Raw genomic sequence first — 24,276 nt, 5'->3', positions numbered from 1 at the left:
ATAAGGCTGACAAGCCTCGCTGACGGTACTGTTCGACGTGGCGTCGGTGGTGCTCGCCGCCGTGGCCGGCATGGAGGATTGCCCGATTGATCCCGATGGCTGTTGGAGCCGTGAAAAATATTTGCTCCAGGTTTTTCCCTTCAAAATCAAAAGTGTAGATTTTTGACGGCCCAAGCGTCGGGCATGCCGGTTATCCTCTGCATATTCTCAAACACTTTCAAGATGCTAAGAGCGCCTAACAGAAGCTTGAGTCGTCTCTCGACTCGTCATCCCCGCGAAGGCGGGGATGCAGAGTTTTCCGAGCGGAACCCATGGGAAAAGCCTGGATCCCCGCCTTCGCGGGGATCACGGTTCCATTGGGCACCGATGGCGAAAGCGGAATTCTGTTAGGCGTTCCAAGTAGTGTCTCGATAATCGAGTGGGAGTGAGGGATACAAGCGGCGGAAACGTCGTAGTTTCGGCTGCGGATTTCGCCGCCGCTCAATTGCCATTCTCGCCCTTTTTTATTCACCCATCTGACAATGATGCGAATATTTCTCCATAATTTGACCAGAAATGACGAAATTATTTAAAATACTCTATGATTTCCATAAAAATATAATCGGATATCTTATAAGATACAGTGCTTATTAATAAAAGAAGCATTGGAGAATCTTAACGGGGCTCAATCCGGTAAGTACGCGAATTTTTGTTATCTTGACGTACGTTATGGTTTTTGGATGATGGCAAAAACCCACGCTGGGCAGGAATGAAATTGAGAGGCGGCGATGACCGATGACATTGGCTTGTTCCGTTACAACACTCCACCTGCCTTCTGTGATCATGCACTGGATCTCGGCGAGGAGTATTACCGGCAGGCTGGGGTCAGTCGGTTGCATCGTCACGACCGGCTCGATCTCGACTTGGTGCAAGCCGGCGAGTTGGTCTTCATCAAGACGGATGCCCTCCCGTTCTTCCGTCAGGCTCTGCCCAAACTGAAGGTGCCGATCACCCTGGTGACCGGAGTCAGCGACATCTCCCCCGTCGATTTCGAATCCATGCTCGATGATGAACGCATCATCTCCTGGAGCGGACAAAACCTGCCCCTCTGGTCGGATAAGGTGCTCCAACTGCCTTGCGGCTTCACCGAGAGGGAAAGGGATTACGGAAATCAGGATACCATCCTGGCCGCCGCTGGCGGCATGCCTTGGGAAGAGCGCCCGATCGATATCCTGATCACCGCCATGGCCGATACCGCCCCGGAACGGCGGGAGCTTGCAATCAAAGGTGCCTTCGTGTCTCGGGAGAGGCTGCGCTACCCGGATTATCTGGCCTTGATGGGACGGGCGAAATTCGTGGTCTGCCCGCGTGGCAACGGGCCAGACACGATCCGCCTGTGGGAAGCTCTCTCCGTCGGTGCGGTTCCCATCGTGCGTAGCGGGATCCTTGATCCGCTTTATCGCCGCTACGGCGCTGAAATCGTCGATGATTGGACCGAAGTGCCCGACGTCCCAAACCGCATCGGATCCTCCGGCAGGACGGTGCGGGAGCAGGCGGTACGCTGTTTTACGGAACGGTCCGGCTTGTTCTTCGCTCACTATTGGCGCGAGCAAGTGATGAACCACCATGCGAGCCGGATGGAATGACCGCCTGCTCCTGTCCCGAGAGCGTGAAAATGACGATCCAACCGCCCGATCAACTCCTGCAGAAGCGTTTTCTGCCGAACTCCTGCCAACTGGTGACTCTGGGCCGGCAGGCCGACGGATGGCATGGCGAGAACGCAGCCGGACACCAGGTGCTGGCCGGAGAAGCCCCCGCCTCGCTGGACCGCTGGGTGGCGGATCACGGACTCCGCCATATCGATTGGCTGACCCTGCACCGGACCGGCAGGGCGCATGCCGTTCTGGAAGGGGCAACGGAACTGCTGCGGCTGCGCCGGATCGATTTCATCCAGTTCGACGGGGACGAGGCTGGAGACGATCTGCCGGCGCTCTACGCGCTGCTGCAACGGAACGGCTACTCCCTGTTTCGTTTCGCCGAGCGCAACCTGAAGCACTTCCGTGCTCCGCCGGCGGACCGGCCGCCCTGCACCCATCTGGCGGTTGCGCCGCGCCACTGGAAAAGATTGTTCAGCCGCGACACGACGATGTTCGACCATCGGGAGCTTTTCAGCCGCCATGGGGTGGTTCCGCGGGGCACCATCCATGTCGGCGCTCACGAAGGCGACGAATATCCCGGCTACGTCGCCGCCGGTTGTCGTCGGGTGCTGTTCATCGAGGCCGATCCCGATACCTTCTCCCGGCTGTCCCCGCGATTTGCCGGCAACCCCGATGTGATCTGCCTCAACATCGCGGTTGCCGAGACCAGCGGCCGGGCCGTCTTTTCCCGGATGAGCGGGGATCAGGCGAACTCATTGCTGCGACCGAAGGGGCATCTCGATCTCTACCCGCACATCGTTCCGACCGGTACCATCGAGGTGGAAACCGCTCCGCTGCCGCGGATCCTGACCGACAACGGCCTCGACATCGGAGACTACAACGTTCTGACGATGGATGTTCAGGGAGCGGAACGGTTGGTGCTGGATGGCTGCGACGCCCTTCTGCCCCGATTCGACGCCGTGCAGACGGAGGTCAACTACAAGGAACTGTACGAGGGGTGCGGCTTGATCGCCGATCTCGACGACCGACTGTTCCCACACGGGTTCGAACGGGTCGAGGAAATCAGCCCGTATCACCACAGTTGGGGTGACGCCTTCTACGTCCGGCGCTGATCCGTCAGTCCAGCAACACCGGCTCCGCCCAGGGATCGAAGGGGCGCAGCCCACCGACACCGCGGTCCGGTCGCAGCATCGCCGCAGCCTGTCCGTTGAGCATCGCCGCGGTGACCGAGAAGGAACTGTTCGACACCGCCAGGAGATCGGCGGAGGACAGCATTCGATGGTCGATTAGGAACTCGGCTCCCGGCAGAGGGTCCGCGATATCACCGGCATGCAGCGGTGCGTAGGCGGCAAAACGCCGGATCACCGCCGGATCGTCGGTCGCGACGTAGAGCACCGGCCGGTCGAGGCACGGCCACACAGCCCCCAGCCAGTCCAGGTACCAGGCTTCCGGCGCCGTCCAGAAGCGCCCGTTCCCGAAGTCGCCGCGCCGCAGATGGATGGCCACCAGGGTTCGGCCCCGCGACCGCAGCGCGGCCTCCGCGCGATCCGCCAGTTCCGCCACACCGTCCGCCAGCGAGAACAGGGATCGGAAACGGTCGCGGTGCGGCGCCAGGGGGGTCATGTCGCCACAAAAGAAACCGACGACGTCCCGGCCGCCACGGAGGGCCGGCCGGTCGCCCGCCAGCAGACCTGCGATGCCCAACTCATCCTCATGGAGAATGGGCAGCGGCGTTCCCGGAAGCGGATCGTCCAACCCATACAGCGGCCGTCCGACCCAGTCCGGCACCTCAAGTTCCAGCCCGTTGCGTTCCGCGGCGATGCGCAGGACACCGTATTGAAGCAGTTGGTTCCCAAATCGCCCCGCCCGCCCGAGGGAGGACCCCGCCAGACGCCCGCGCCCCGAGGCGGCGCGCGGAGAGGGCGCCGTCACAACCGGCCGAAGGCGTTGTAGAGCACGACGCGTAAAAGCGGTGCCGATGCCGGGAAAAAGCGCGATGACCCGATCATAGACCGCCAACGCTTCGGCATCCGCTCCCAGGCACTCCAGGGACTCCCCTTCCACGAGCAACCCGGACGGTAATCCGGGTTGCAGGCACAGGGACCGCCGCGCCGAGGCCAGTGCACCCACCGCCCCCTTTCGCCGCAGGCGAACCCGCCCCAGCGCAGCCCAGCTTTCCTCATCCGCGGGTTGGAGGGCGAGCGCCCGCCACAATGCCCCTTCCGCCCTTTCCGTACGCCCCGCCCGTTCGCAAAGACGACCGAGTTGAGCGAAGGCGGGCGCCTCGTCAGGACGAAGGCGCAGCAACCGCAGCAGCGTTTGCTCGGCGCCCTCCACTATGTGCCGCTCATCCAGGGCAACCGCCCGATTGAGAAGCGCCTCCGGCGAAGCCGGATTCAACGTCAGCGCCCGCCGCCCAGCCGCTTCCGCCTCCGCGAAGCGTTCGACACGGTGAAGGGCCGAAGCGAGATTGACCGCCGCTCCTTCGTCCATCGCCGCCACCCGGACGGCCCGCCGGCCCACCGCCACGGCGGCCATGCCCTGCGCGGCCTCCTGCAAAGCGAGACCCAGGTTCCCCCACCCTCCAGCGTGTGACGGCTCAAGGGCGAGCAGCCGCCGGTAGGCGTCCTCGATGCGCCACTCCGCACCGGCGGGAGGCGTACCGGCACGATGCAAGGACACGGCCAAAGCCCACCAGGCTTCGGCATCATCCGGCCGGGACGCCAGGATCGAGCGGCGGGAGTCGAGGCTTTCCAACCAGCGGCCGAGCGTGGACAGCACCTCTGCCCGCTCACGGTGCGCACGCTCCAACCGGGGGTTCAGCCGGACCGCGTGGCCAAGAGCCGTGGCGCTTCCGTCAAGGTCCCTGAGATGCTTCAGAACCATGGCCCGGTCGAAGGTCGCGACGAGGTCGCCCGGACGAAGAGCCAGGACACGGCGGTAGTATGATGCGGCCCGTGGAAAATCCGCCGAGTCGAAAGCCCGCTCGGCCAGTTGACGAAGCGCTTGGTCGGCCCGCTCCCAAGCCTCGGCCAAGTCGGGCCGCCGGATCAAAGCGTTGCGGTAGCTGTCCAGCGAAGCGTCGTATCGGCCGAGCGCATCACAAATCTTACCGCGATTCAGATGAAACGCTGGAACGTCCGGCTCCACGGCGATGGCGGCCTCAACGCACGACAACCCTGTCTCAATCCGTCCGGTCTGGGCCAGAAGCACCCCGAGAAGATGCAGCGTCTGCGGTTGATCCGGGACCGCATCGAGGATCCGTCCATACAGCGTTTCCGCTTCCGCCAACCGGCCGGCCATGTGGTGATCCACGGCCAGCGCCAATGCTTCTGAAACGTTGGCCATCGGGAATCACGCGTCTAATGGAAGAGGAGCGATGGTGACGGAAAATTCCGGCAAGGCACGGGAGGGCTTGATTTCTTTGGCACGGAGCCGCACGCCGGTCGACGATAGCAAGCTTATCCGATCATGTCAGCCTGCCCCTGCGTGCGAGGTCATCGCGCTTTCATGACGTGGAATTCCCATGAAACGCGAAAAAACAATATGCATACAGACGATTTAGATACATCAGCTGCCTTCAACGCCGGATGGAAGAATATCATTCTGCGACAAAATGAAATTTTTAGTAATTTAATTTTTAAATTCACCAATCCATAGCAATATGAGAATGCGATTTCTGCCGATATGAGGAATGGTCACGTCGCCGTCACTCCTGTCGGATAACGAGCGTCTTGCTGATTGCGTCGAAAGCGCGTCCGGCAAGCCCGGGCTTGGCGCCGGGCTTCCAAAGTCCGCCGGAGTTCGAGCCATCATACCCTCCGGGGCATTCGCGCCTCGGAAACTCTACGGGCGGCGACGCTTGCCGACCTGGTTTTTTATACGACCGCAAATCCGTCCAGAAAGCGGGCGCAATCTCACAGATGCCGCCTCAGGATGCCGAGGATCAGTTCAGGATTGGTGAGGTGCGGCAGATGCCCCTCCGCTTCCGCCAGTTCGAGCGTGCAGACGGGGATTTCGGCGCGCACGAATTCGGCCACGCTCATCGGCACGGCCGGATCCCTGGTGGACTGGATCACCACGGTCGGTGTCGTGGCCAACGGCAACTGGTCACGGACGTCCGATGTGAAGACCGTGATCAGCAGGGACAAGGCGATGTCAGGCTTCATCGCCAGCAGGCCCTTCGTGAACTCGCCGGTGAAGGCGGCCGACGGTGTTCTCCCGACCGCTATGGGAGCAAAGCGCGTGGCCCACGCGGCGTAATTCTCCCGCGCCGCGTCGAAGATATGCTCCAGGTCGCTTTTCTCGAAGCCCCCCTTGTAGGAACCGATGTTCATATAGCAAGGGGATGGCGCGACAAGGATGAGCTTGCGGAACAGCTCGGGCCGCCGGATGGAGGCGAGGAGGCCGATCATGCCGCTCATCGAATGGCCGACATAGGTCACGGGGCCGGTTTCCGCATGCTCCAGCAGCGCGATCAGATCCATGGCGAAGGCGTCGAGGTGACGGTGCGTGGCCGCGTTGAAAACGGCGGCACTGCGCGGATTGCATCCCATCAGGTCGAACAGGACAACCCGGAAGGATGAGGCGAGCGCATCGGCTATGGGGCGCCAGACCTGTTGATTGCATCCGAAACCATGCGAGAGCACAACGGTGGACGGTCCCGAGCCGAGAACGCGAAGATCGTGCAGAAGCAGCGGATTGGGCAGCGCTCTCATGGGGTCTTCCTGCGTTGTGGAGAGCTATATTGCTGTTCAAACCGATGGTGGCAAGCGGTTGCCACGCCAGGGTGGCTCGGCTTGAACGGCTTTTTTCCAATGAAGGCGCAGGCGCCACACCCAGTCTTCCAAAGGCGCGGCACCCGATACGCCGCAAGCAATTCCCGTTCATAAGGACATGGCCCACCCATGGGCACAATCCGACCGCAAGCTTCCGGTCACGACGGATCGGCGTTGTTGGGCACGATCCTGCATCATGACAAGAATTTTAGAGAAATCCCACATTTTTTCCGTGGTCTTCGCACCCTTATCGCTTGCTATTTCGGCGGCTCCCACCTCCTATGCGTGGAAAACGGGCTGCCAGCTCGGCCCCATGCAAACCGCGAGGTCCACGGTGCCGTTGCGCAAAGCGAAACTCACGATCCTGATCGTGGAGAACGAGGCCATCCTCAGGATGACCACTTCCGAACTCCTGGAATCCTGGGGACACGAGACCGTGCTGGCCGGCAGCGCCGACGAGGCCATCGCGCTGGTCGAGGCCGGCGCCCGGCCGGACTTCGCGTTGCTGGACATCCTGCTCGGCGCGGGCCCGGACGGCATCGCGCTGGCGTCCATCCTGCGCAAGCGCTGGGATATCCTCTCGATCTTCGTGTCGGCCAACCTCCAGGGCGAGCCTCTGAACCAGGCGATCCGCACCGGCCCACTCCATATCCTGAAGAAGCCCTTCACGGAAATGGACCTGCGGCGGATGCTGAGCTATGCCAAGGAAACGCTGACGGACGAGCCCTGCGACGTCGATCCGGGCAACATCTGGCTCAAGCCCGACCGGGGCGAGGCTGCGCTGTAGCGGACCGCCGAGCGCCGACCGCCGCGCCCGGCTGGCGAAAGCCGGCACCGTCAGGCTGCGCCAAACGGATGGGCTGCAATTTTCCGTTCCACGCCCCATGTCCCAGGGAAAGGGCAACCGCCCCCTCCAAAGGCATGGCCCCAGGATACCGGGGCCAGGAAACACGGGAAGGAAGCACATGGCCTTGATCCCCTGCGCCGCTTGCGGCCACATGATCTCCGCCCAGGCCCCGTCCTGCCCCTCCTGCGGGCACCCTGGAGCCAACGCGCCGAACAGCGGGCGCGAAGGGGTGGCGCGAATCGCCGGAACCGTCGCCGGCTCCTACATCTCGGCGCAGATGCTGGCGAGCGTGATCGTCGGGTCCGTGGCCATCATCAGCTTCGCCGCCATCATGATCGCCGTGATCCTGAAAGGCTGACCGCCGCCGCAGGGAGCCGCCGCACGGCTATGACGCGGAAGACACCGGCCTCTTGTCCAGTACCTCCCTCAAGGCCCCCGCCAGCTCCTCGATGCGGTGGGGCTTTGACAGAAGGCGGAAATCGGCGGCGTCGCGGATCTCCTCGCTGTCGCCCAGACGAGCAGGGCCACGGGGATCAGGACGGAGAGCGCGAGCATGCTCCGCAACGTCCACTCCGAGCCCCTCCATTTCAGAACATGATCCAGCCTGCTGCCCGGCTCCTGGCCTCCACGAAAGCCCGCACCGAAAGATCGACCATGGCGAGGGACCGGGCGCGCTCGTAGGATCGGGAAAGGATGTCGGCCGCGAAGCCGGGCTGGTGGGAACGGCGCCGGAACTCCACAGCGCTCAACGGTTGCTCCGGAACCCCTTTCCAGAAATTCGGCTTGTCCAGCGGGCCGAAGTTCACGGCCCGGAATCCGAAATTCCGCTCGCCGTTCGCGTGCCGACTGGACAGAAGCTCGACATTGCGATGGGCGATGATCGGCAACGATCCTAGCCCTTCGTCATCGCCTTGCGGGCCACCGTCCGTTTGGCAGGCGCCGCCGCGGGGCCTGCAACGCTCCCGTGATCGGGTGTTTCCCTGAATTGCCCGTCCCCCCCGGTTCGTGGTTTGGGAAGAGAGGGGCGGCGTCGCGTCCTCAAGAGGGTGAACAGAGAGCCGGCATGATCAGATGGATTTCGACGGCCCCTTTCCGCCGCCTGCGACGGCGACAGCCCCCGGCACGGATGGCCGCCCTCCCCAGCCTGCTTCTCGCCGCCGGTGTCGCCGCCCTCATGGCCATGACGCTCTACGATTCCCGGCTGGACGCCTGGGAGCGGGCGAGCGAGGCCGGCCGGAATCTCGTGCAGGCGATCGAGCATGATCTGTCCTCCGACATCCGGCTGATCGACCTCACGCTCCAGACCACGCTCGACATGCTGGACCGGGCCGAAGGCACGGTGCAAAGCCCGCGCTTCCGGCCGGAGCTGCTGGAGCCCCTCATCGCGTCCGCCCATTACCTCGATGCCGTCCTGCTGCTCGACGGGAATGGCGACGTTCTTTTCGACTCGCGTGGGGATAGGGGAAAGCCGCTCCCCAACCTGGGCGACCGGGATTACTTCACCGCGCTTCGGGACACCCCCGTCAGCGGCCTCTATGTCAGCCGACCTTATCGCAGCCGGCTGGCCGGGGACGCGCTGAGCATCGGCTTCAGCCGGCGCTGGTCGCGCGCCGACGGCGGCTTCGCCGGCGTCGTGCTCGGGGTGATCCGCGTGGAGGCCCTGAGGGAGCTGTTCGAACGCATCCAGCTTGACGCCCGCAGTTCGATCACGCTGCTGCGCGACGATGGCTGCCTGCTCATGCGAAGCCCCTTCAGCGAGGAACAGATCGGGCGCGACCTCAGCAAGGGGCCGGCGATTCCGAAGATGATGGCGTCCCCGAGCGGCCAGTTCACAGCGGTCGCCGCGATCGACGGGGAGGAGCGTCTGTACTCGCACCGGCGGCTGGAAGGCGTGCCCGCCGTCATCAACGTGGCCCTCAGCGTCCGGGAGATCTACGCCGCCTGGTGGCGCAAGGCCGTGATCGTCGGCTTGGCGACCCTGGCGCTGGCGGGAGCGACGGTGGCGACGACGCTGGTGCTGCTGGGCGAGCTGGCGCGCCGCCGCGCGGCCGAACAGACCGCGCGGGAGAGCGAGGCGACCTTCCGGCTGCTGGCGGAGAATTCGAGCGACGCGGTGGTGCGGATCGACCTCGATGGCCTGTGCCGCTACGCCTCCCCGGCGTCGGAGCAGGTCCTGGGACGGCGACCGGAGGACATGGTCGGCCGCTCCATCGCCGAGGGCGTCCTGCCGGACGACCTCCCGGCCCTGGGCGATGCCATGGCCTCGCTGCGCGGCGGCACGCGGTCGGTCACCGTGGCCTACCGCATCGCCCACCCCGACGGCCAGCCCGACGGCCAGCCCGACTGGATCGAAGCGACGGCGCGAACGGTCGCAAGCGAGAGCACGGGGCATCCCGAGTCCGTGGTCGTGGTCGCGCGCGACATTTCCGAGCGCAAGCGGCTGGAGGAGCAGCTCGCCGTCGCCGCGCGCACCGACGGCCTGACCGGCCTTGCCAACCGGCGCTCGTTCGACGAGGCGCTGGACCGCGCGTGGACGCGGGCGCACCGGACCGGCGCGCCGCTGGCGCTGCTCCTGATCGACATCGACCGCTTCAAGCTCTTCAACGACGCCTACGGCCATCCGGCGGGGGACACCTGCCTGCGCCGGGTCGCCGCCACCGTGGCCGGGCTGGCCCGGCGGCCCGGCGATCTCGCCGCCCGTTACGGGGGCGAGGAAATGGCCGTCATCCTCCCCGACACCGACGAGGCCGGCGCCGTCGAACTGGCCGAGCAGCTTCGCTCCGCCATCCAGGGGCTCGCGCTGGAGCATGCCGGCAACCGGCCGGCCGGGGTCGTGACCGTCAGCATCGGGGTGGCCGCCACCGTGCCGCCGGACGGCGACAGGCTGGAACCCGCGACGCTCGTCGCCTCGGCCGACAGCGCGCTCTACGCCGCCAAGCACGCAGGCCGCAACCGGGTCACGCTGTCCACGGACGTGCCGCCATCGCCCGTTCCGCCGCTTCTCCCGGAGGATGAGGACTCCCGTCTCGACGCTTTCGAGCGCTATCTGGCCGCCGGGCTGACCGGGCCGGACGATCCGGAGCTCGACCGGATTTCGCGCCTCGCCGCCAACGCGTTCGAAACCCCCATCGCCCTCGTGACCCTGGCCGGGCGGGACAGGCTGACCTTCGCCGGGCGCACGGGCATGGAGAGCGGCGGCATGCCACGCGCCGCCTCCTTCTGCGCCCATCTTCTGGCAGGCGCGGTGGAATCCCTGGTCGTTCCCAACGCGACCGCCGATTTCCGCTTCGCCGGCAATCCGCTCGTCACCGAACCGCCGGGCGTCCGCTTCTATGCCGGCGTCCCGCTGATCTGCCCCGAGACGAAGAAACGGCTCGGCGCGCTGTGCGTCATCGACTATAAGGCGAGGCCGGCGTTCGCGGAGTCCCGGTTGGCGAGGCTGCGGCAACTCGCCGATCTGGCGGCAAGGAACCTCGCCGACCGGGCGAGGGTGTGGGAGACCAACCCGCCCGAAGGCATCGCCTGCGGGCTGACGTCGGGCGACGCGATCGCAGAACGAACACAGGAAACACAGACGCCGTGACGTCTCCTCCACCGATGCAACCGGCCGCGGTTCCGATCAACGAGCGGGATCGTCTGGCCGCCCTGCGGCGTTTCGAACTGCTCGACACTCCGCCCGAGGCGGCCTTCGACCAGATCACCCGGCTGGCGGCCAAGGTGCTGGACGCCCCGATCGCCCTGATCTCGCTGATCGATGAGAACCGGCAATGGTTCAAGTCGCGGATCGGACTGGACGCGCGGGAGACGCCCCGCGAGTTCGCCTTCTGCGCCCACGCCCTCTCCTCCGACGGGCTCTTCGTCGTCAACGACGCCAGCCTCGATGCGCGGTTCGCGGCGAATCCCCTGGTCACCGGCGACCCGAACATCCGCTTCTACGCCGGCGCGCCGCTGCGGACGGCCGATGGGCTGGCGCTCGGCACCCTGTGCGTGATCGACCGCAAGGCCCGCCCCTCGCTCTCCCCGGTGGAGGAGGAATCGCTCCGCGACCTCTCGGCCATGGTGATGGCCCACATCGAGGCGCGCCGGGCCGTCGGCTACCTGCATCCCCTCACGGCGCTGTCGAACCGCTTCCGCTTCCTGAAGGACATCGACGCGTTCCTCGCGGATGCGGCGCGGCTGGAAGATTCCGGACAGCCCGTGCCACGGGCGGCGATCGTCGTCGTCGATGCCGCCGCATCCCACCAGTACGCCGAACTCACCCGCGTGCTGGGGCAAGTGTCTGCCGACGCCTTCGAGGTCGACGCGGCCCGGCGGATCGGCGAAAACCTGCCGGCGCGCGCCAAGCTCTACCACCTGTCGGCCGCCCGCTTCGCCTGCGTGCTTCCCGATGGGGAGGGTGCCGATCTGGAGGGCACGCTTGGCCGCCTGGCCGCCACGCTGCGGCAGCCCTTCCTGTTCCAGAATGTGCCCTTCGCGGCGTCGGGCGGCATCGGCTGCACCCGATGCCCCGGCGATGGCGATGGCGCTGGAAGCGTGGAACTGCTGCGGGCCGCCACCAGCGCGGCGCACCAGTCGTTGCAGGAGCAGAAGCCCTGGTGCCGCTACGATGCGGTGCAGGATCGGGCCTCCCAGCGGGCGTTCCAGGTTCTCAGGGGGCTGACCGATGCCTTCACCGCGCGGGACCAGCTGAGCGTTCTCTACCAGCCCAAGATCGATCTGCGGACGAACGCCTGCGTCGGGGCGGAAGCGCTGCTGCGCTGGACCCACCCGGTGCTCGGCCCCATCTCTCCCGGAGAGTTCGTTCCCCTGGCCGAGCGGACCGCGCTGGTGCGGCCGCTCACCGAATGGGTGACAACGGCCGTGCTGTCGCAGGTGGCGCTATGGCATGGGCGCGGGCTGCGGCTGCCCATCTCGATCAACATTTCCATGCTCGACCTTGCCTCCGCCACCTTCGCCTCCCGTGTGGCGGCCATGCTCGACCGCCACGGCGTCGAGGCGGGCTGGATCGATTTCGAGGTGACGGAAAGCGCGCTGATGATGGACCGGGCCGAAGCCGGACGGCAGCTCGACCAGCTCCGCCATCTCGGCATCGAGGTGGAGATCGACGATTTCGGCACCGGGCAGAGCGCCCTGTCCTACCTGAAGGACATTCCCGCGACGGTGGTCAAGATCGACCAGCGCTTCATCCGCTCGCTCGCGAGCGAGCGCAGCGACCAGATCATGGTCCGCTCGACGATCGACCTCGCCCACGACCTGGGCTATCAGGTCGTTGCGGAGGGAATCGAAACCGTCGCGGTCTACGACTGGCTGCGCGACCACGGCTGCGACATCGGCCAGGGCTATCTGATGGCGCGCCCGCTCACGGCACCGGCCTTCGAGGGCTGGCTGGCCGCGGGCGGTTACTCGCCGGTGGCTCGCGAACCGGCGTGACCGGGGCTCCCGCGCGTGGCGGCGGCCGGTTTGAGGGCCGGTTTGAGGGCCGGTGTGGGGGCCGGTGTCAGGCCGTCACATCCCTTCCCGGCTGGCCACCGTCACGCACATCTTGTCCTTGCCCTTCAGACTGCCGCAGCCGTTGGGACGCTGAGACACGAAGCGGATGACCACCCGCTGGTTGCTGCCCACAGCCTGGGGGGTCAGCAGCGCCTCGGCGACCTGCGCCTCCACCGAGCGGGCCGGCGCCTGACCGAGGCGCGGCGCGCCACGCGGAGCCGGAACCGGTTCGGCGCTGGCGACCACCACCGGCGCGGGGGTGGAAGCGGGGGCGGGCTTCGGATCCATCCGCTTGGGCTCGACCACGACAGCGGCCGGAGCGGCGGCCGACGCGACGGCCACGGGCGCCGCCTCCGGCCTGCTCTCCACCGGTGCCGGCGGCGGCGCCAGGGCGACCACGACCTCTCCGGCCGTCCGCGTCGGCTTCGGCGCGTCGTTGGGAACCACCGCCACCTCGATGGCGGACGCGCCCGCCGACTGCGAGGGCTCGCGCGGGGCGGAGCCGCGCAGCACCGGGGTCAGCGCCGCGATGTACTGCCGGGTCTCGCGCGGCAGCTTCTGCTTGCCGGCGAGATGGCCGGCGTAGCAGGCCGGACCGCAGTTGTAGGCGGCCAGGAATCCCGGCGCGCCGAACAGGTCGTACATCTCGCGCAGATAGGCGGTGCCGGCCAGGATGTTGTCGCGCGGGTCGGCCGGGTTCGGACCCAGCCCGTACTGCCAGCGCATCAGCTCGTAGGTTCCCGGCATCACCTGCATGAGGCCGATCGCCCCGGCGGAGCTGGTCAGCGGCTTGCCGTTCGCCGCCGTGGCCCGCCCGTTGCTCTCGCGCTGCATGACCGCGCGGATCCACTTCTCCGGCATGTCGTAGCGTTCGGACGCCTCGCGGATCAGATGCGCCCAGCGGCCCAGCGGATCCTTGGGGTCGGGCACGAAGGCCGTCTCGACCGGCGGGGCAACCACCGTCTGCGGCCCTTCGGAGGCGCAGCCGGCAAGCCCCAGAGCAAGGCACAGCAAGGCACCGGCGGCGGGGATCGTCGCGAGATGTCGTTTGACCACGAGGGATTTTCCGTGCTGTTGGCGCGGGGGATCGAAAGTGTTAGGCCGCTTTTTCGGTGTAGAGCCGCCACCTGTCAAGCGACAACACGGCCGTTTCCTCTGATCCAGGTCAATCATCTGTGATGATCGTCGGCGCAATATGGATTTTCGGCAAATCTCCATAGATTGGTTCTTATTTCGAAGGTCTGTATTGATGAGAACCTTGACGGAACATCGTTGCCGCTCTTACTGAAGACGCCACAGCAGGACCCCTCCTTCATGACCGCGCCCACCGTCACCGACACCCCCGCCGCTCCGCGCCGTTTCCGCTGGCTGTGGCTGGTCCTGCTGATCGTGGCGCTGGCCGCCGCCGGCGTCCTGTGGCGCGCCCGCGGCGGCGGGGATGCCGGCGGAACCGCCTCCACCGCACAGCCCGCCCAGCCGCCGGCCGAGCGCCCGGTCGAACTCGCCGGGCTGGAGGTCACGCGCATGGCGCCGCGCCGGCTGACCGACACGGTGCGGCTCAGCGGCTCGGTGGCGCCGATGGAGCAGTCGGCGGTCAAGGCCGAGGTTGCCGCCCGGCTGGTCGAGGTGACGGTCCGCGAGGGGCAGCCGGTGCGCAAGGGGCAGGTGCTCGCCCGCTTCGACACCGCCGACCTCACCGCCCGCCTCAACGAGAAGCTCAGCAACCTGGAGGGCGCCAGGGCGCAGCTCGTGCTGGCGGAGAAGACCCGCTCCAAGAACATCGCCCTGCACCGGAAGGACATCGTCTCGGACACCAACCTCGATCAGGCGCAGAGCAGCTTCCAGGTCCAGCAGGCCCAGGTCGGCGCGCTCACGGCCCAGGTCGAGCTGGCGCGCAAGGCGCTGCGCGACGCGGTGGTGCTGAGCCCGATCGACGGGATGGTGGCGACGCGCTCGGTCAATCCGGGGGAGAATCTCGCGGTCAACGCCGCGCTCTTCACCGTCGTCGACCTCAGCCGGGTCGAGGTCGAGGCGACCGTCCCGGCCGACGACGTCGCCCGGCTGAGGACCGGCCAGACCGTGCGGCTGCGGGTGGAGGGCTTCGGCGAGCGCGACTTCGTCGGCACCATCGCCCGCATCAACCCGATGGCGCGGGCAGGCTCCCGGGCCATTCCGGTCTATGTCAGCCTCGACAACGCCGACGGCGCCTTGCGCGGCGGCATGTTCGCCAGCGGCGAGGCGCTGGTCGCCGAGGCGGAGAACGCGCTGGCCCTGCCGCCGGTCGCCGTCCGCCACGACGCGCAGGGCGACTACGCGCTGGTGATCGTCGACGGCCGCACCGAGCGGCGCCCCGTCACCCGGACCGGCCTGTGGTCGCGCGGCGATCTGGTGCAGGTGGAGGGGCTGGCGCCCGGCGACCGCGTCGTCACCGGCAACCTGCCGGGCCTCGCCGCCGGCCGCCCCGTCACCGTGCTGGGCACCGTGTTGGGAACCGAGAGCGGCGGGAGCCCCTGAACCATGCCGATCACCCGCATCAGCGTCGACAACCCGGTCTTCGCCACCATGATGATGGTGGCGCTGATGGTGCTCGGGCTGTTCTCCTACAACCGCCTCGGCGTGGACCAGTTTCCCAACGTGGATTTCCCGGTCGTCGTCGTCTCCACCCAGTACCCCGGAGCCAGCCCGGAGACGGTGGAGACCGACGTCACCCGCCCGGTCGAGGACGCCGTCAACACCATCGCCGGCATCAAGACGCTGACCTCGCGCTCCTACGAGAGCCAGTCGGTGGTGATCGCCGAGTTCGACCTGAAGACCTCCTCCGTCCAGGCGTTGCAGGATGTGCGCGAGAAGGTGTCGGCGATCCGCGCCGCCTTCCAGGAGGACGTCAAGGACCCGCAGATCACCCGCTTCAACCCGGACGACCAGCCCATCCTGTCGCTGGCGGTGAAGTCCGAGATCCGCCCCCTGCGCGACCTGACGACGCTGACCGACCAGATCGTCCTGAAGCGGTTGCAGAACGTGCGCGGCGTCGGCAAGGCGACCATCGCCGGCGGGGTGAAGCGCCAGATCCAGGTGCGCCTGAGGCCGGAGAAGCTGGAGGCGCTGAACGTCGGCGTCGACGAGGTGATCCGCGCCGTCACCGGCGAGAACCAGGACATGCCGGCCGGCACCGTGTCGGGCAACGGCAGCGAGCGCGTCGTCCAGGTCGACGGCCGGGTGAAGGATCCCCGCCAGATCCTCGACCTCATCGTCGCCCGGCGCGGCGGCGCGCCGGTGCGCGTCGGTCAGGTCGCGGAGGTGGTGGACGGGCAGGAGGAGCAGGATTCGCTGGCGCTGTTCAACGGCGCTCCGGCGCTGGCCGTCGACATCGTCAAGGTCCAGGGCGCCAACACGGTGGAGGTGGCGCGCGGCCTCTACGCCGCCATCGCCGAGTTGAAGCAGGCCGGCGGCGCCCTGCCCGCCGACGTCGTGCTGGAGATCGTGCGCGACAGCTCGCGCGGCATCACCGGCTCGCTGAACAACGTCCAGAAGACGCTGGTCGAGGGCGGCGTCCTGACCGTGCTGATCGTCATGCTGTTCCTGGGCTCCTGGCGCAGCACGGTGATCACCGCGCTGACCCTGCCGGTGGCCGTGCTCGGCACCTTCGGGGTGCTGGCCGCGCTCGGCTTCACCCTGAACGTCATGACGCTGATGGCGCTGTCGCTCGCCATCGGCATCCTGATCGACGACGCCATCGTGGTGCGCGAGAACATCATGCGCCACCTCGCCAAGGGCCAGGGCCACCGGCAGGCGGCGCTCGACGGCACCTCGGAGATCGGGCTGGCGGTGCTGGCGACGACGCTGACCATCGTCGCGGTGTTCCTGCCGGTCGCCTTCATGGGCGGCATCATCGGCCGCTTCTTCCTGCAATTCGGCGTCACCGTCTCGGCCGCCGTGCTGATCTCGCTGTTCGTGTCCTTCACGCTCGACCCGATGCTGTCGAGCGTCTGGTACGACCCGGCGGCCCACGGCCGGCACGGGCGGGGGGTCTTCGGCCGCTTCGCGCGGGCCTTCGGGCGCGGCTTCGACGCGCTGTCGCACGGCTACGGCCGGGCGCTGGGATGGAGCCTGCGCCACCGCTGGGTGGTCCTGCTGGGCGCGCTCGTCGTCTTCGTCGGCAGCTTCGCGCTGGTGCCGCGCATCGGGGTGGAGTTCGCGCCGGCCGCCGACCTCGGCGAGCAGATCGTCGAAATCGAGGCGCCGGTCGGATCCTCGCTCGACTACACGGCGGCCAAGGTCCGGCAGGTCGAGGCGGCGATCCGCGAATTCCCCGAGGTCGCCTACACCTACGCCACGGTGAACACCGGCGTGTCGGTCGGCCGCAACCGGGGCAGCGTCTACATCCGCTACGTGCCGATCGACCGGCGCAAGCGCTCGCCCAACGATCTGGCGCCGCTGCTGCGCGACCGCATGGCGGTGATCCCCGGCGTGATCGTCGGCATCGCCATTCCCGGTGTCGGCGGCGTGCAGAAGCAGATCCAGGTGTCGGTGCAGGGCCGCGACATCGGCGAACTCGACCGCATCGCCCGGCGGGTCGCCGACGCCATGGCCGGCATCCGCGGCTTCGTCGACGTCGACAGCAGCCTGAAGGCCGCCAAGCCCACCCTGTCGGTCCGGCTCGACCGCGATCTGGCGAGCGACCTCGGCATCGGCACCGCCAAGGTGGCCAGCACGCTGCGCCCGCTCTTCGCCGGCGACAAGGTGTCGAGCTGGAAAGCGCCCGACGGCGAGAGCTACGACGTGCTGGTCCGCCTGCCGGAGGGCGACCGCGTTGGCCGCGCCGACCTCGACCGGATTTATCTGGCGGGGTCGGCCGACGCCAACGGCACGCCGCGCATGGTCCCGCTGTCGCAGGTGAGCAGCGTCTCCACCACGCTCGGCGCCTCGCAGATCAACCGCCGCGACCTTCAGCGCGAGGTGAACGTGTCGGCCAACGTCCAGGGCCGCGCGGCGGGCGACGCCGGCGGGGAGTTGCAGGCGGCCATCGCCGGAATCGAACTGCCGCCCGGCTACCGCATCGTCTTCGGCGGCTCGACCAAGGACATCGCCGAGACCAGCGGCTACGCGGCGCAGGCGCTCGCGCTGGCGGTGATCCTGATCTACCTGATCCTCGCCTCGCAGTTCGGCAGCTTCCTGCAACCGCTGGCGATCATGGCGTCGCTGCCGCTGGCGCTGGTCGGCGTGTTCCTCGGGCTGCTGGTGGCCGGATCGACGCTGAACATCTTCAGCGCCATCGGCTTCATCATGCTGATGGGGCTGGTGACCAAGAATGCCATCCTGCTGGTCGATTTCGCCAACCAGGCCCGCGCCAGGGGGGCCGACCTGCGGACCGCCCTCGTCGAGGCCGGAATCATCCGCCTGCGCCCCATCGTCATGACCACCATGGCGATGATCTTCGGCATGATCCCGCTGGCGCTCGGCATCGGCGAAGGCGCGCAGCAACGGGCGCCGATGGCGCACGCGGTGATCGGCGGGCTGATCTCCTCGACCATCCTGACGCTGCTGGTGGTGCCGGTGATCCTCAGCTACCTCGACGGGCTGTCGCGCCGCCTCAAGCGCCGTTTCGCCCACCAGGACCCGGACGCGCGCGTCCGGCCGGCGGAGTGACTCACCCGCTGTCCGGGTGGCTTGCCTTTTCCAATCGTCGCCATGTCCGGAACTCGATCCGGGCATCCGCAGCCGCAAGCGCGGCAACACGCATACGACCAAGCCAAACCCGATCGAGACGGGTTGCCGCTCTGGGATCGGGCCGCTCGCTTGGCCGCCTCATTCAAACAGTATTTCGACTGGATTTTCTCATTTCCCTAAAAGCACTGTTTTCCTCTAACGGCCTTTAGCGATCTCGGTTGCCAGGATTAACATATCGTCCCCCGGTTCGCGAAACCGAGGACGTGGAGGCAGCAAATCCGCCAGTTTCAGAGATGGATCGGCATGCCTGAAATTTTTATAATCCAGAACCGCTTGATAAAATTCTGCGAGAGAATTCTGTCTTTGGCGGTTTGCATTGAATATTCTTACCACCCACACAAGAATAAATAGAGATCCAATTCTTGTTATACCCGAAGTTACCGTATTTGATATCATCTCAATTCTTGAAGAATTTTCTGATTCAACTGTATGAATTTTTGCTTCTTCCAATTCAGCAATTTTTTCTTTTGATTCTGATTCGATTTCCGCCACCCTTATCCTTGCATCATAATCTATTTTAGATGTTTCTATAACAACATCCGGAGTATTTTGTTTCATTTTACCGATTATAGTATCGAGAATAGCCAAAGTTTCTTTTTTTGCTGCAATTGTTTTATCTATTTCATTTTGATTTTGTGTGTAAGATTGCACATTTATATAATTTTCAACTGGCAAGTTTCTTTTAATTTGAGACGATGCAGGGCTTATCATTCTTGCATTAGGATGAAAGTCAAAATTTGTTGGAGAGTGCTTTTTCCCGTCATCAAATCTATTGATCCTATCTATCAATTTTTGAATTGCCGGCTTTAGGTCATCTGGCAAATTCCTTATTATAGCTGCCAATTCAATTCCAAGAACAGCCAAAGATTCATATATCCGGGCTTCTGCCTCTTTGAGTTTTTCGTTGGCCTTGATTTCCGCATCCGTCATAAAAATATAATCTAAAATTTTATTATTTATTTTATCTGCACCAACAAATATACTAAGACAAACAAATATAGAAAATATGGTCGCAATCATATGTAATGTGGATGATTTTTTATGATGTAGTATTCTTTTCTTTAAATCTGAAATTATTTTTGTTTCATCTTCTTTGTTTCTGGTGATTTCACCGATTGAGGATTGAGTATCGCCCTTCTCCAAAGACTCCCTTTCCATTCGCCTTCTCCGACATTATTTCATTATGCTTAACACTGATAGCTGTGATTGACGCTCACTCCTGGTCATCAAGGAGAGCAGATCATCCAAAATTGTGCAAAAAATACGAATAAATTGTCAATGAAACAATCAATGCTCCAATATGGATATGACCTGCCGTGTCAGGTTATTTTTCAAACGGCCGATGAGCGTCGTAGAGCGCTACGTGCGCCAACTCGATTTCACGTGAATGTTAAGAACAATCATAAAGGCTCCTGTATTTCCATCGGTGCCCCAAAGCAACCGAAGGCAACCTCATACGAAGGCCGGCGAGCGCAGCGTCGATTCCACGCCCACGGCGTCAAAATTCCTCTCCAGCCAGCGGTCGCCGGCCCGGCGCCCGGCCTCGCGCAGCCATGACAGGAAGGCCCAGTCGGTCATCATCTTCGAATAGACGCCGAGATCGCGCAGCTCCGCGTCGGCGTCGATCAGATGCAGGTTGGACTCGACCCCATAGGCCGCCAGCGCCCGCAGCTCGCGCACCAGCGGCGCGTTGAAGGTGATCTGGCTGAGGCGGGCCGCGATCCCGGCGGCGTCCTCCGGCGTGTCGGGGACGGTCAGCGGGTTGATCGTCACCAGCGCGACGTCCACGCCGGGGCAGGCCCGAATCAGCGGGAACACCGCCGGGTTGGCGATGTAGCCGCCGTCCCAGTAATCCTGCCCGTCGATGCGCACCGCGCGGAACAGGTGCGGCAGGCAGGCCGAGGCCAGCAGATGGTCGACGCCGACCTGCGTCTCGTCGAACAGGGCCAGTCCTCCGCTGCGCACGTTGGTGGCGCTGACGAACAGCCGCAGCCCGGCCGAGCGGATCAGGTCCGGCTCGATCAGTTCGCCCAGCAACGCACGCAGGGGATGGAAGTCGGCCGACTGGAGCTGGTAGGGCGTGATCCAACGGCGCGCCCAGTCGAGCAGATGCGTGCCCGGCGTGTGGTCGACGTTCCAGCGGCCGAACATCCAGGCGCTCAACCCCGGCTGGATCGGGCCGAGCCGTCCGGCGGCGCTGATCCGCTCCCAGAAGCGGTCGAGTTCCGCCCGTGCCCCCTCCCGGCCGCCGCGCGCCCAGCCCTGGACCAGCACGGCGGCGTTCATCGCCCCGGCGCTGGCTCCGCTGACGCCGGCGATCTCGATGTCCTCCTCCAGCAGGCGGTCGAGCACGCCCCAGGTGAAGGCGCCGTGCGCCCCGCCGCCCTGGAGGGCGAGCGCCAGACGCTTCGTCGGCCCCGTCACGGAAGGGCGGGCAGGCGGACGGGTCGGGTGCGGCAGAGCCGGAACGGTCGCCCCGGCGCCGCCCGGCCGGCGCCGCAGGGCGCCCCAGAGCTTCGCAAGTTTCGCCATGATGCGGATCCCCACGATGATGCTGCATTGCAACATGAGAGCCCGCCACGGCGACGACAAGGGTGCCCCGCCTTTCGGCCAAGGCCGAGGCGGATATGGGCGGCAAAGGGCCGCAACATGGAAAGCCCCGGCGGAATCCTCTAAGCATGGGCCTTTCCGCAACGCCGCGACTGGACGACCTGTGCCGACGATCATACCCATCGAGGATCCGGACGATCCCCGCATCGCCGCCTACCGGGACGTGCGCGAACGCGATCTGGTCGGGCGCGACGGGCAGTTCATCGCCGAGGGCGCCGTCGTCGTCCGCAGCCTCGTCGAGGCGCGGCACCACCGCGCGCTGTCGCTGCTGATCGCCGACAAGCGGGTCGAGGCGCTGGCCCCGCTGATCGCCAAGCTGCCCGAGGGCACGCCGGTCTACACCGCGACGCAAGCGGTGCTGGACCGCATCGCCGGCTTCCCGCTGCACCGGGGCATCCTGGCGCTCGGCGAGAAGGCGCCGCTGCCGGCCGCCGCCGATCTGCTGGCCGCGACGGGGAAGCGGGCGCGGGTCGTCCTGCTGTTCGGCATCGGCAACCACGACAATCTCGGCGGCATCTTCCGCAACGCCGCCGCCTTCGGGGCGGACGGGGTGATCCTCGATTCCGGCTGCTGCGACCCGTTCTACCGCAAGGCGATCCGGGTCTCGGTCGGCGCCACCCTGCTGGTTCCGACCGCGCGGCTGGCGCCGGGCGAGGATCCGCTGGCCCTGCTCGACGCCGCCGGGTTCGAGGCGGTGGCGCTCAGTCCCGCCGGCGCCGAGACGCTGGCCGCCCTGCCGCCGCCGCCGCGCGCCGCCCTGCTGTTCGGCTCCGAGGGGCCGGGGCTACCCGCCGCCCTGCTCGCCCGCGCCCGCACGGTGCGCATCCCGATGGCGGGAAGCTTCGATTCGCTGAACGTCGCGACGACCAGCGGCATCGTCCTGCACCATTTCGCCGCCAACCCCATCAGCGGCCCCATCGCCGAACCGGACCACAGCCGATGACCGATCCGACCATGGACGATGTCCCCGCCGCCGACCCGCATCTGGTGCATGATCTGGCCTCCTCGCATCCGGAGGTGACGACGCTGGCCGCCGCCGGTCTGGCGCGGATGATCGACGCCGAAGGGCGCGGGCTCGTCCCGCTCGGCCTGCCGCTGCCCAAGGGCAAGCGCGACCTGCTGGTGCCGGCCGACCGGCGCCCGGCGATCCTGCTGGAGATCCAGGGCCGCATCGACCGGGCGCGGCGACGCGACGCCCTGCTGGCCCAGGGACGCCGCGCGCTGGCCGACAGCCGCACCGCCCTGCTGTCGGCCGAGGACCGCACCCGCGTGCGCGCCGTCCGCACCGACGAGCTGCGCTGGCCCGGCCTGCCCCTGCCCGTCCGCCTCCAGGCCAGCCGCAGCCTCGATGCGCTGGAACTGGCCGACCTCGACGACGGCACCCTCGCCAGCCGGCTGGAGCACGACCCCGCCCTGGCCGGCGCGCTGGACGATTCCCTGTCGCGCGTCGCCGCCGCGCTACGCGCCTACGCCGAGGAGATCGGCGAGCCGCCCGACGCCTGGACCTTCGCCGCCTTCGGCGACCGGCTGAGCCGCGCCGCCCGCAACCGCTTCGATGCCGACGACCTGCTCGACCGCTGGCAGCGCGAGCACGATCTGTGGCGCCGCGAGCGGGCGGAATCGCGCGGCCGCGCCTATGTCGACCGCCATTTCGACTTCGCCCATTTCGAACGGCTGTTCCCGGTGGCGCGCGGTTTGAACCGCAAGCTGGTGCTGGTCATCGGCCCGACCAACTCCGGCAAGACGCACCGCGCCATCGCCGCGCTGAAGGCCGCCCGCGACGGTGTCTACCTCGCCCCGCTGCGCCTGCTGGCGCTGGAGGTGATGGAGCGCCTGAACGCCGAGGGCACGCCGACCACGCTGGTCACCGGCGAGGAGGAGATCCGCACACCCGGCGCCCGCCACACCGCCTCGACCATCGAGGTGATGGATCCCGACCGCCCGGTCGAGGTCGCGGTGATCGACGAGATCCAGATGCTGGCCGACCCCGACCGCGGCTGGGCCTGGACCGCCGCCTTGATGGGGGTGCCGGCCGACACCGTCTACATCCTGGGCGCGCCCGAGGTGCGTCCGCTGGTCGAGCGCGCCGCCGCCTATCTGGCCGAACCGCTGGAGGTGGTCGAACTCGACCGCAAGACCCCGCTGACCGCGCTGGAGCAGCGTCTGGACTGGCCGGACATCGAGCCGGGCGACGCGCTGATCGCCTTCTCCCGGCGCGAGGTCCATTCCGTGCGCGACACGCTGCTGGCGCGCGGCCTGACGGTGGCGACGGTCTACGGCGCGCTCGCCCCCGCCGTCCGCCGGCGCGAGGCCGCCCGCTTCCTGTCGGGCGATGCCGACGTGGTGGTGGCGACCGACGCCATCGGCATGGGGCTGAACCTGCCCTGCCGGCGGGTGCTGTTCACCGCGCTGGAGAAGTTCGACGGCACCGCCGTCCGTCCGCTGACCGCCACCGAGGTCAAGCAGATCGCCGGCCGCGCCGGCCGCTTCGGCCAGTTCGAGGAGGGCTTCTACGGCGTCGTCGCGCGCGGCACGCCGGGACAGCTCCGCCAGCTGCTGGAGCGCCCGGACAACCGGCTGCGCCCCGACGCCCCGCTCGCCGTCCGCCCGACCCGCGCCATGCTGGCCCGGCTCGCCGCCCACATCGGCACCGGGGAAACCCGGCTGCTGGTCGATTGCTTCGCCGACGCGGCGGTGAGCGGATCGCCCTTCCGGCTGTCCGACCTGTCGGGCCTGCGCCGGGCGGCGCTGCTGCTCGACGCCCGGCGGCTGCAACTGGCCGACCGGCTCGACCTGCTGCTCGCCCCGGCCGACCTGGAGGATTCCGCCGACGCCGCCACCTTCGCCGCCATCCTCGACGCCATCGAATCGGGAGAGGCCCTGCCACTCGGCCGGCTGATCCCGCCTCGGCTCGACGGGCTGGAGGCCGACGCGCTGGAAGGGCTGTCGCGCGCCTGCGACCTCTATTTCTGGGCGGCGCGCAAGTTTCCCCGCAACCTGCCCGACCGCGACCGCGTGCGCTCCACCCGCGACTCCATCGGCCAGCGCCTGTCGGAAAGGCTGGCGTCGCGCGCGCGGCGGCGCGAACCGCCGCCCGCCGCCGGTTTCCGGGGCGCACCGCGCAAGCGCTTCGGGCCAAGACGACGCTGACCTGTGTCGTTGAACGGTGTCGCTGGCCTTGCGTCGA

At 66.6% G+C, this 24,276-nt stretch carries 16 protein-coding genes; 10 read left to right on the top strand and 6 right to left on the bottom strand.

The window, feature by feature from the left end; all coding sequences use genetic code 11:
• Positions 1 to 767 precede the first annotated feature (767 nt).
• A complete protein-coding gene (locus J2847_RS12355; protein ID WP_209779259.1) occupies positions 768 to 1,625 on the top strand; it encodes a glycosyltransferase family 47 protein in 858 nt (285 codons plus the stop codon).
• 29 nt (positions 1,626 to 1,654) lie between these two features.
• The gene (locus J2847_RS12350; RefSeq protein ID WP_209779258.1) at positions 1,655 to 2,749 is read left to right on the top strand and encodes an FkbM family methyltransferase; all 1,095 of its coding nucleotides are present in this window, start codon (positions 1,655 to 1,657) and stop codon (positions 2,747 to 2,749) included.
• A 4-nt stretch (positions 2,750 to 2,753) separates the two neighbouring features.
• Here J2847_RS12350 and J2847_RS12345 read toward each other — a convergent pair whose 3' ends face one another.
• Both J2847_RS12345 and J2847_RS12340 read right to left on the bottom strand, forming a co-directional pair.
• A complete protein-coding gene (locus J2847_RS12345) occupies positions 2,754 to 4,985 on the bottom strand; it encodes a tetratricopeptide repeat protein (RefSeq protein ID WP_209779257.1) in 2,232 nt (743 codons plus the stop codon).
• 569 nt (positions 4,986 to 5,554) lie between these two features.
• The gene (locus J2847_RS12340; protein ID WP_209779256.1) at positions 5,555 to 6,355 is read right to left on the bottom strand and encodes an alpha/beta fold hydrolase; all 801 of its coding nucleotides are present in this window, start codon (positions 6,353 to 6,355) and stop codon (positions 5,555 to 5,557) included.
• Between the two features lie 178 nt (positions 6,356 to 6,533).
• Here J2847_RS12340 and J2847_RS12335 point away from each other — a divergent pair, with 178 nt between their 5' ends.
• Both J2847_RS12335 and J2847_RS12330 read left to right on the top strand, forming a co-directional pair.
• Entirely contained in the window at positions 6,534 to 7,202 is a 669-nt protein-coding gene (locus tag J2847_RS12335; protein WP_325169394.1) for a response regulator, read from the top strand.
• A 178-nt stretch (positions 7,203 to 7,380) separates the two neighbouring features.
• Positions 7,381 to 7,620 (top strand): hypothetical protein, encoded by a 240-nt coding sequence (locus tag J2847_RS12330; protein WP_085557029.1) that lies wholly within the window; start codon positions 7,381 to 7,383, stop codon positions 7,618 to 7,620.
• Between the two features lie 229 nt (positions 7,621 to 7,849).
• Here the strand turns inward: J2847_RS12330 and J2847_RS12325 are convergent, their stop codons facing one another.
• Positions 7,850 to 8,149, bottom strand: coding sequence for a hypothetical protein (locus J2847_RS12325; RefSeq protein ID WP_209779254.1), 300 nt, complete (start codon positions 8,147 to 8,149; stop codon positions 7,850 to 7,852).
• Positions 8,150 to 8,388: 239 nt separating this feature from the next.
• Between J2847_RS12325 and J2847_RS12320 the strand changes: the two genes are divergently transcribed.
• Both J2847_RS12320 and J2847_RS12315 read left to right on the top strand, forming a co-directional pair.
• Positions 8,389 to 10,845, top strand: a complete 2,457-nt coding sequence (locus J2847_RS12320; RefSeq protein ID WP_209779253.1) for a diguanylate cyclase — start codon at positions 8,389 to 8,391, stop codon at positions 10,843 to 10,845.
• On the top strand, positions 10,842 to 12,692 hold the full coding sequence (locus J2847_RS12315) for a putative bifunctional diguanylate cyclase/phosphodiesterase (RefSeq protein WP_325169393.1): 1,851 nt from the start codon (positions 10,842 to 10,844) through the stop codon (positions 12,690 to 12,692). The genes J2847_RS12320 and J2847_RS12315 overlap by 4 nt, the downstream gene beginning before the upstream one ends.
• 75 nt (positions 12,693 to 12,767) lie before the next feature.
• Here the strand turns inward: J2847_RS12315 and J2847_RS12310 are convergent, their stop codons facing one another.
• Positions 12,768 to 13,808: a lytic transglycosylase domain-containing protein gene (locus J2847_RS12310; RefSeq protein ID WP_325169392.1), complete on the bottom strand. Its 1,041-nt coding sequence runs from the start codon at positions 13,806 to 13,808 to the stop codon at positions 12,768 to 12,770.
• A gap of 258 nt (positions 13,809 to 14,066) precedes the next feature.
• Here J2847_RS12310 and J2847_RS12305 point away from each other — a divergent pair, with 258 nt between their 5' ends.
• Together J2847_RS12305 and J2847_RS12300 are read left to right on the top strand one after the other, a co-directional pair.
• The gene (locus J2847_RS12305; RefSeq protein WP_209779251.1) at positions 14,067 to 15,266 is read left to right on the top strand and encodes an efflux RND transporter periplasmic adaptor subunit; all 1,200 of its coding nucleotides are present in this window, start codon (positions 14,067 to 14,069) and stop codon (positions 15,264 to 15,266) included.
• Positions 15,267 to 15,269: 3 nt separating this feature from the next.
• Positions 15,270 to 18,398, top strand: coding sequence for an efflux RND transporter permease subunit (locus J2847_RS12300; protein WP_209779250.1), 3,129 nt, complete (start codon positions 15,270 to 15,272; stop codon positions 18,396 to 18,398).
• Positions 18,399 to 18,614: 216 nt separating this feature from the next.
• Here J2847_RS12300 and J2847_RS12295 read toward each other — a convergent pair whose 3' ends face one another.
• Complete coding sequence (locus J2847_RS12295; protein ID WP_209779249.1) at positions 18,615 to 19,637, bottom strand: hypothetical protein; 1,023 nt, start codon at positions 19,635 to 19,637, stop codon at positions 18,615 to 18,617.
• 294 nt (positions 19,638 to 19,931) lie between these two features.
• Complete coding sequence (locus J2847_RS12290; protein WP_209779248.1) at positions 19,932 to 21,011, bottom strand: patatin-like phospholipase family protein; 1,080 nt, start codon at positions 21,009 to 21,011, stop codon at positions 19,932 to 19,934.
• Positions 21,012 to 21,192: 181 nt separating this feature from the next.
• Between J2847_RS12290 and J2847_RS12285 the strand changes: the two genes are divergently transcribed.
• A complete protein-coding gene (locus J2847_RS12285) occupies positions 21,193 to 22,032 on the top strand; it encodes a TrmH family RNA methyltransferase (RefSeq protein WP_325169391.1) in 840 nt (279 codons plus the stop codon).
• Positions 22,029 to 24,239 (top strand): helicase-related protein, encoded by a 2,211-nt coding sequence (locus J2847_RS12280; RefSeq protein ID WP_233474480.1) that lies wholly within the window; start codon positions 22,029 to 22,031, stop codon positions 24,237 to 24,239. The genes J2847_RS12285 and J2847_RS12280 overlap by 4 nt, the downstream gene beginning before the upstream one ends.
• The last annotated feature ends 37 nt before the right edge of the window (positions 24,240 to 24,276 follow it).

The sequence above is a fragment of the Azospirillum agricola genome, assembly GCF_017876095.1.
Classification (GTDB): Bacteria; Pseudomonadota; Alphaproteobacteria; order Azospirillales; family Azospirillaceae; genus Azospirillum; species Azospirillum agricola.
The sequence above is the reverse complement of the archived record's forward strand: the minus strand, read 5'-3'. Positions and strand labels throughout refer to the sequence as shown.

What these genes read in the sequence shown, in the direction of transcription:
- J2847_RS12355 (WP_209779259.1), top strand. Translation starts at nt 768, where the DNA reads ATGACCGATGACATTGGCTTGTTCCGTTACAACACTCCACCTGCCTTC.
- J2847_RS12350 (WP_209779258.1), top strand. Translation starts at nt 1,655, where the DNA reads ATGACGATCCAACCGCCCGATCAACTCCTGCAGAAGCGTTTTCTGCCG.
- J2847_RS12345 (WP_209779257.1), bottom strand. Translation starts at nt 4,985, where the DNA reads ATGGCCAACGTTTCAGAAGCATTGGCGCTGGCCGTGGATCACCACATG.
- J2847_RS12340 (WP_209779256.1), bottom strand. Translation starts at nt 6,355, where the DNA reads ATGAGAGCGCTGCCCAATCCGCTGCTTCTGCACGATCTTCGCGTTCTC.
- J2847_RS12335 (WP_325169394.1), top strand. Translation starts at nt 6,534, where the DNA reads ATGGCCCACCCATGGGCACAATCCGACCGCAAGCTTCCGGTCACGACG.
- J2847_RS12330 (WP_085557029.1), top strand. Translation starts at nt 7,381, where the DNA reads ATGGCCTTGATCCCCTGCGCCGCTTGCGGCCACATGATCTCCGCCCAG.
- J2847_RS12320 (WP_209779253.1), top strand. Translation starts at nt 8,389, where the DNA reads ATGGCCGCCCTCCCCAGCCTGCTTCTCGCCGCCGGTGTCGCCGCCCTC.
- J2847_RS12305 (WP_209779251.1), top strand. Translation starts at nt 14,067, where the DNA reads ATGACCGCGCCCACCGTCACCGACACCCCCGCCGCTCCGCGCCGTTTC.
- J2847_RS12300 (WP_209779250.1), top strand. Translation starts at nt 15,270, where the DNA reads ATGCCGATCACCCGCATCAGCGTCGACAACCCGGTCTTCGCCACCATG.
- J2847_RS12295 (WP_209779249.1), bottom strand. Translation starts at nt 19,637, where the DNA reads ATGGAAAGGGAGTCTTTGGAGAAGGGCGATACTCAATCCTCAATCGGT.
- J2847_RS12290 (WP_209779248.1), bottom strand. Translation starts at nt 21,011, where the DNA reads ATGGCGAAACTTGCGAAGCTCTGGGGCGCCCTGCGGCGCCGGCCGGGC.
- J2847_RS12280 (WP_233474480.1), top strand. Translation starts at nt 22,029, where the DNA reads ATGACCGATCCGACCATGGACGATGTCCCCGCCGCCGACCCGCATCTG.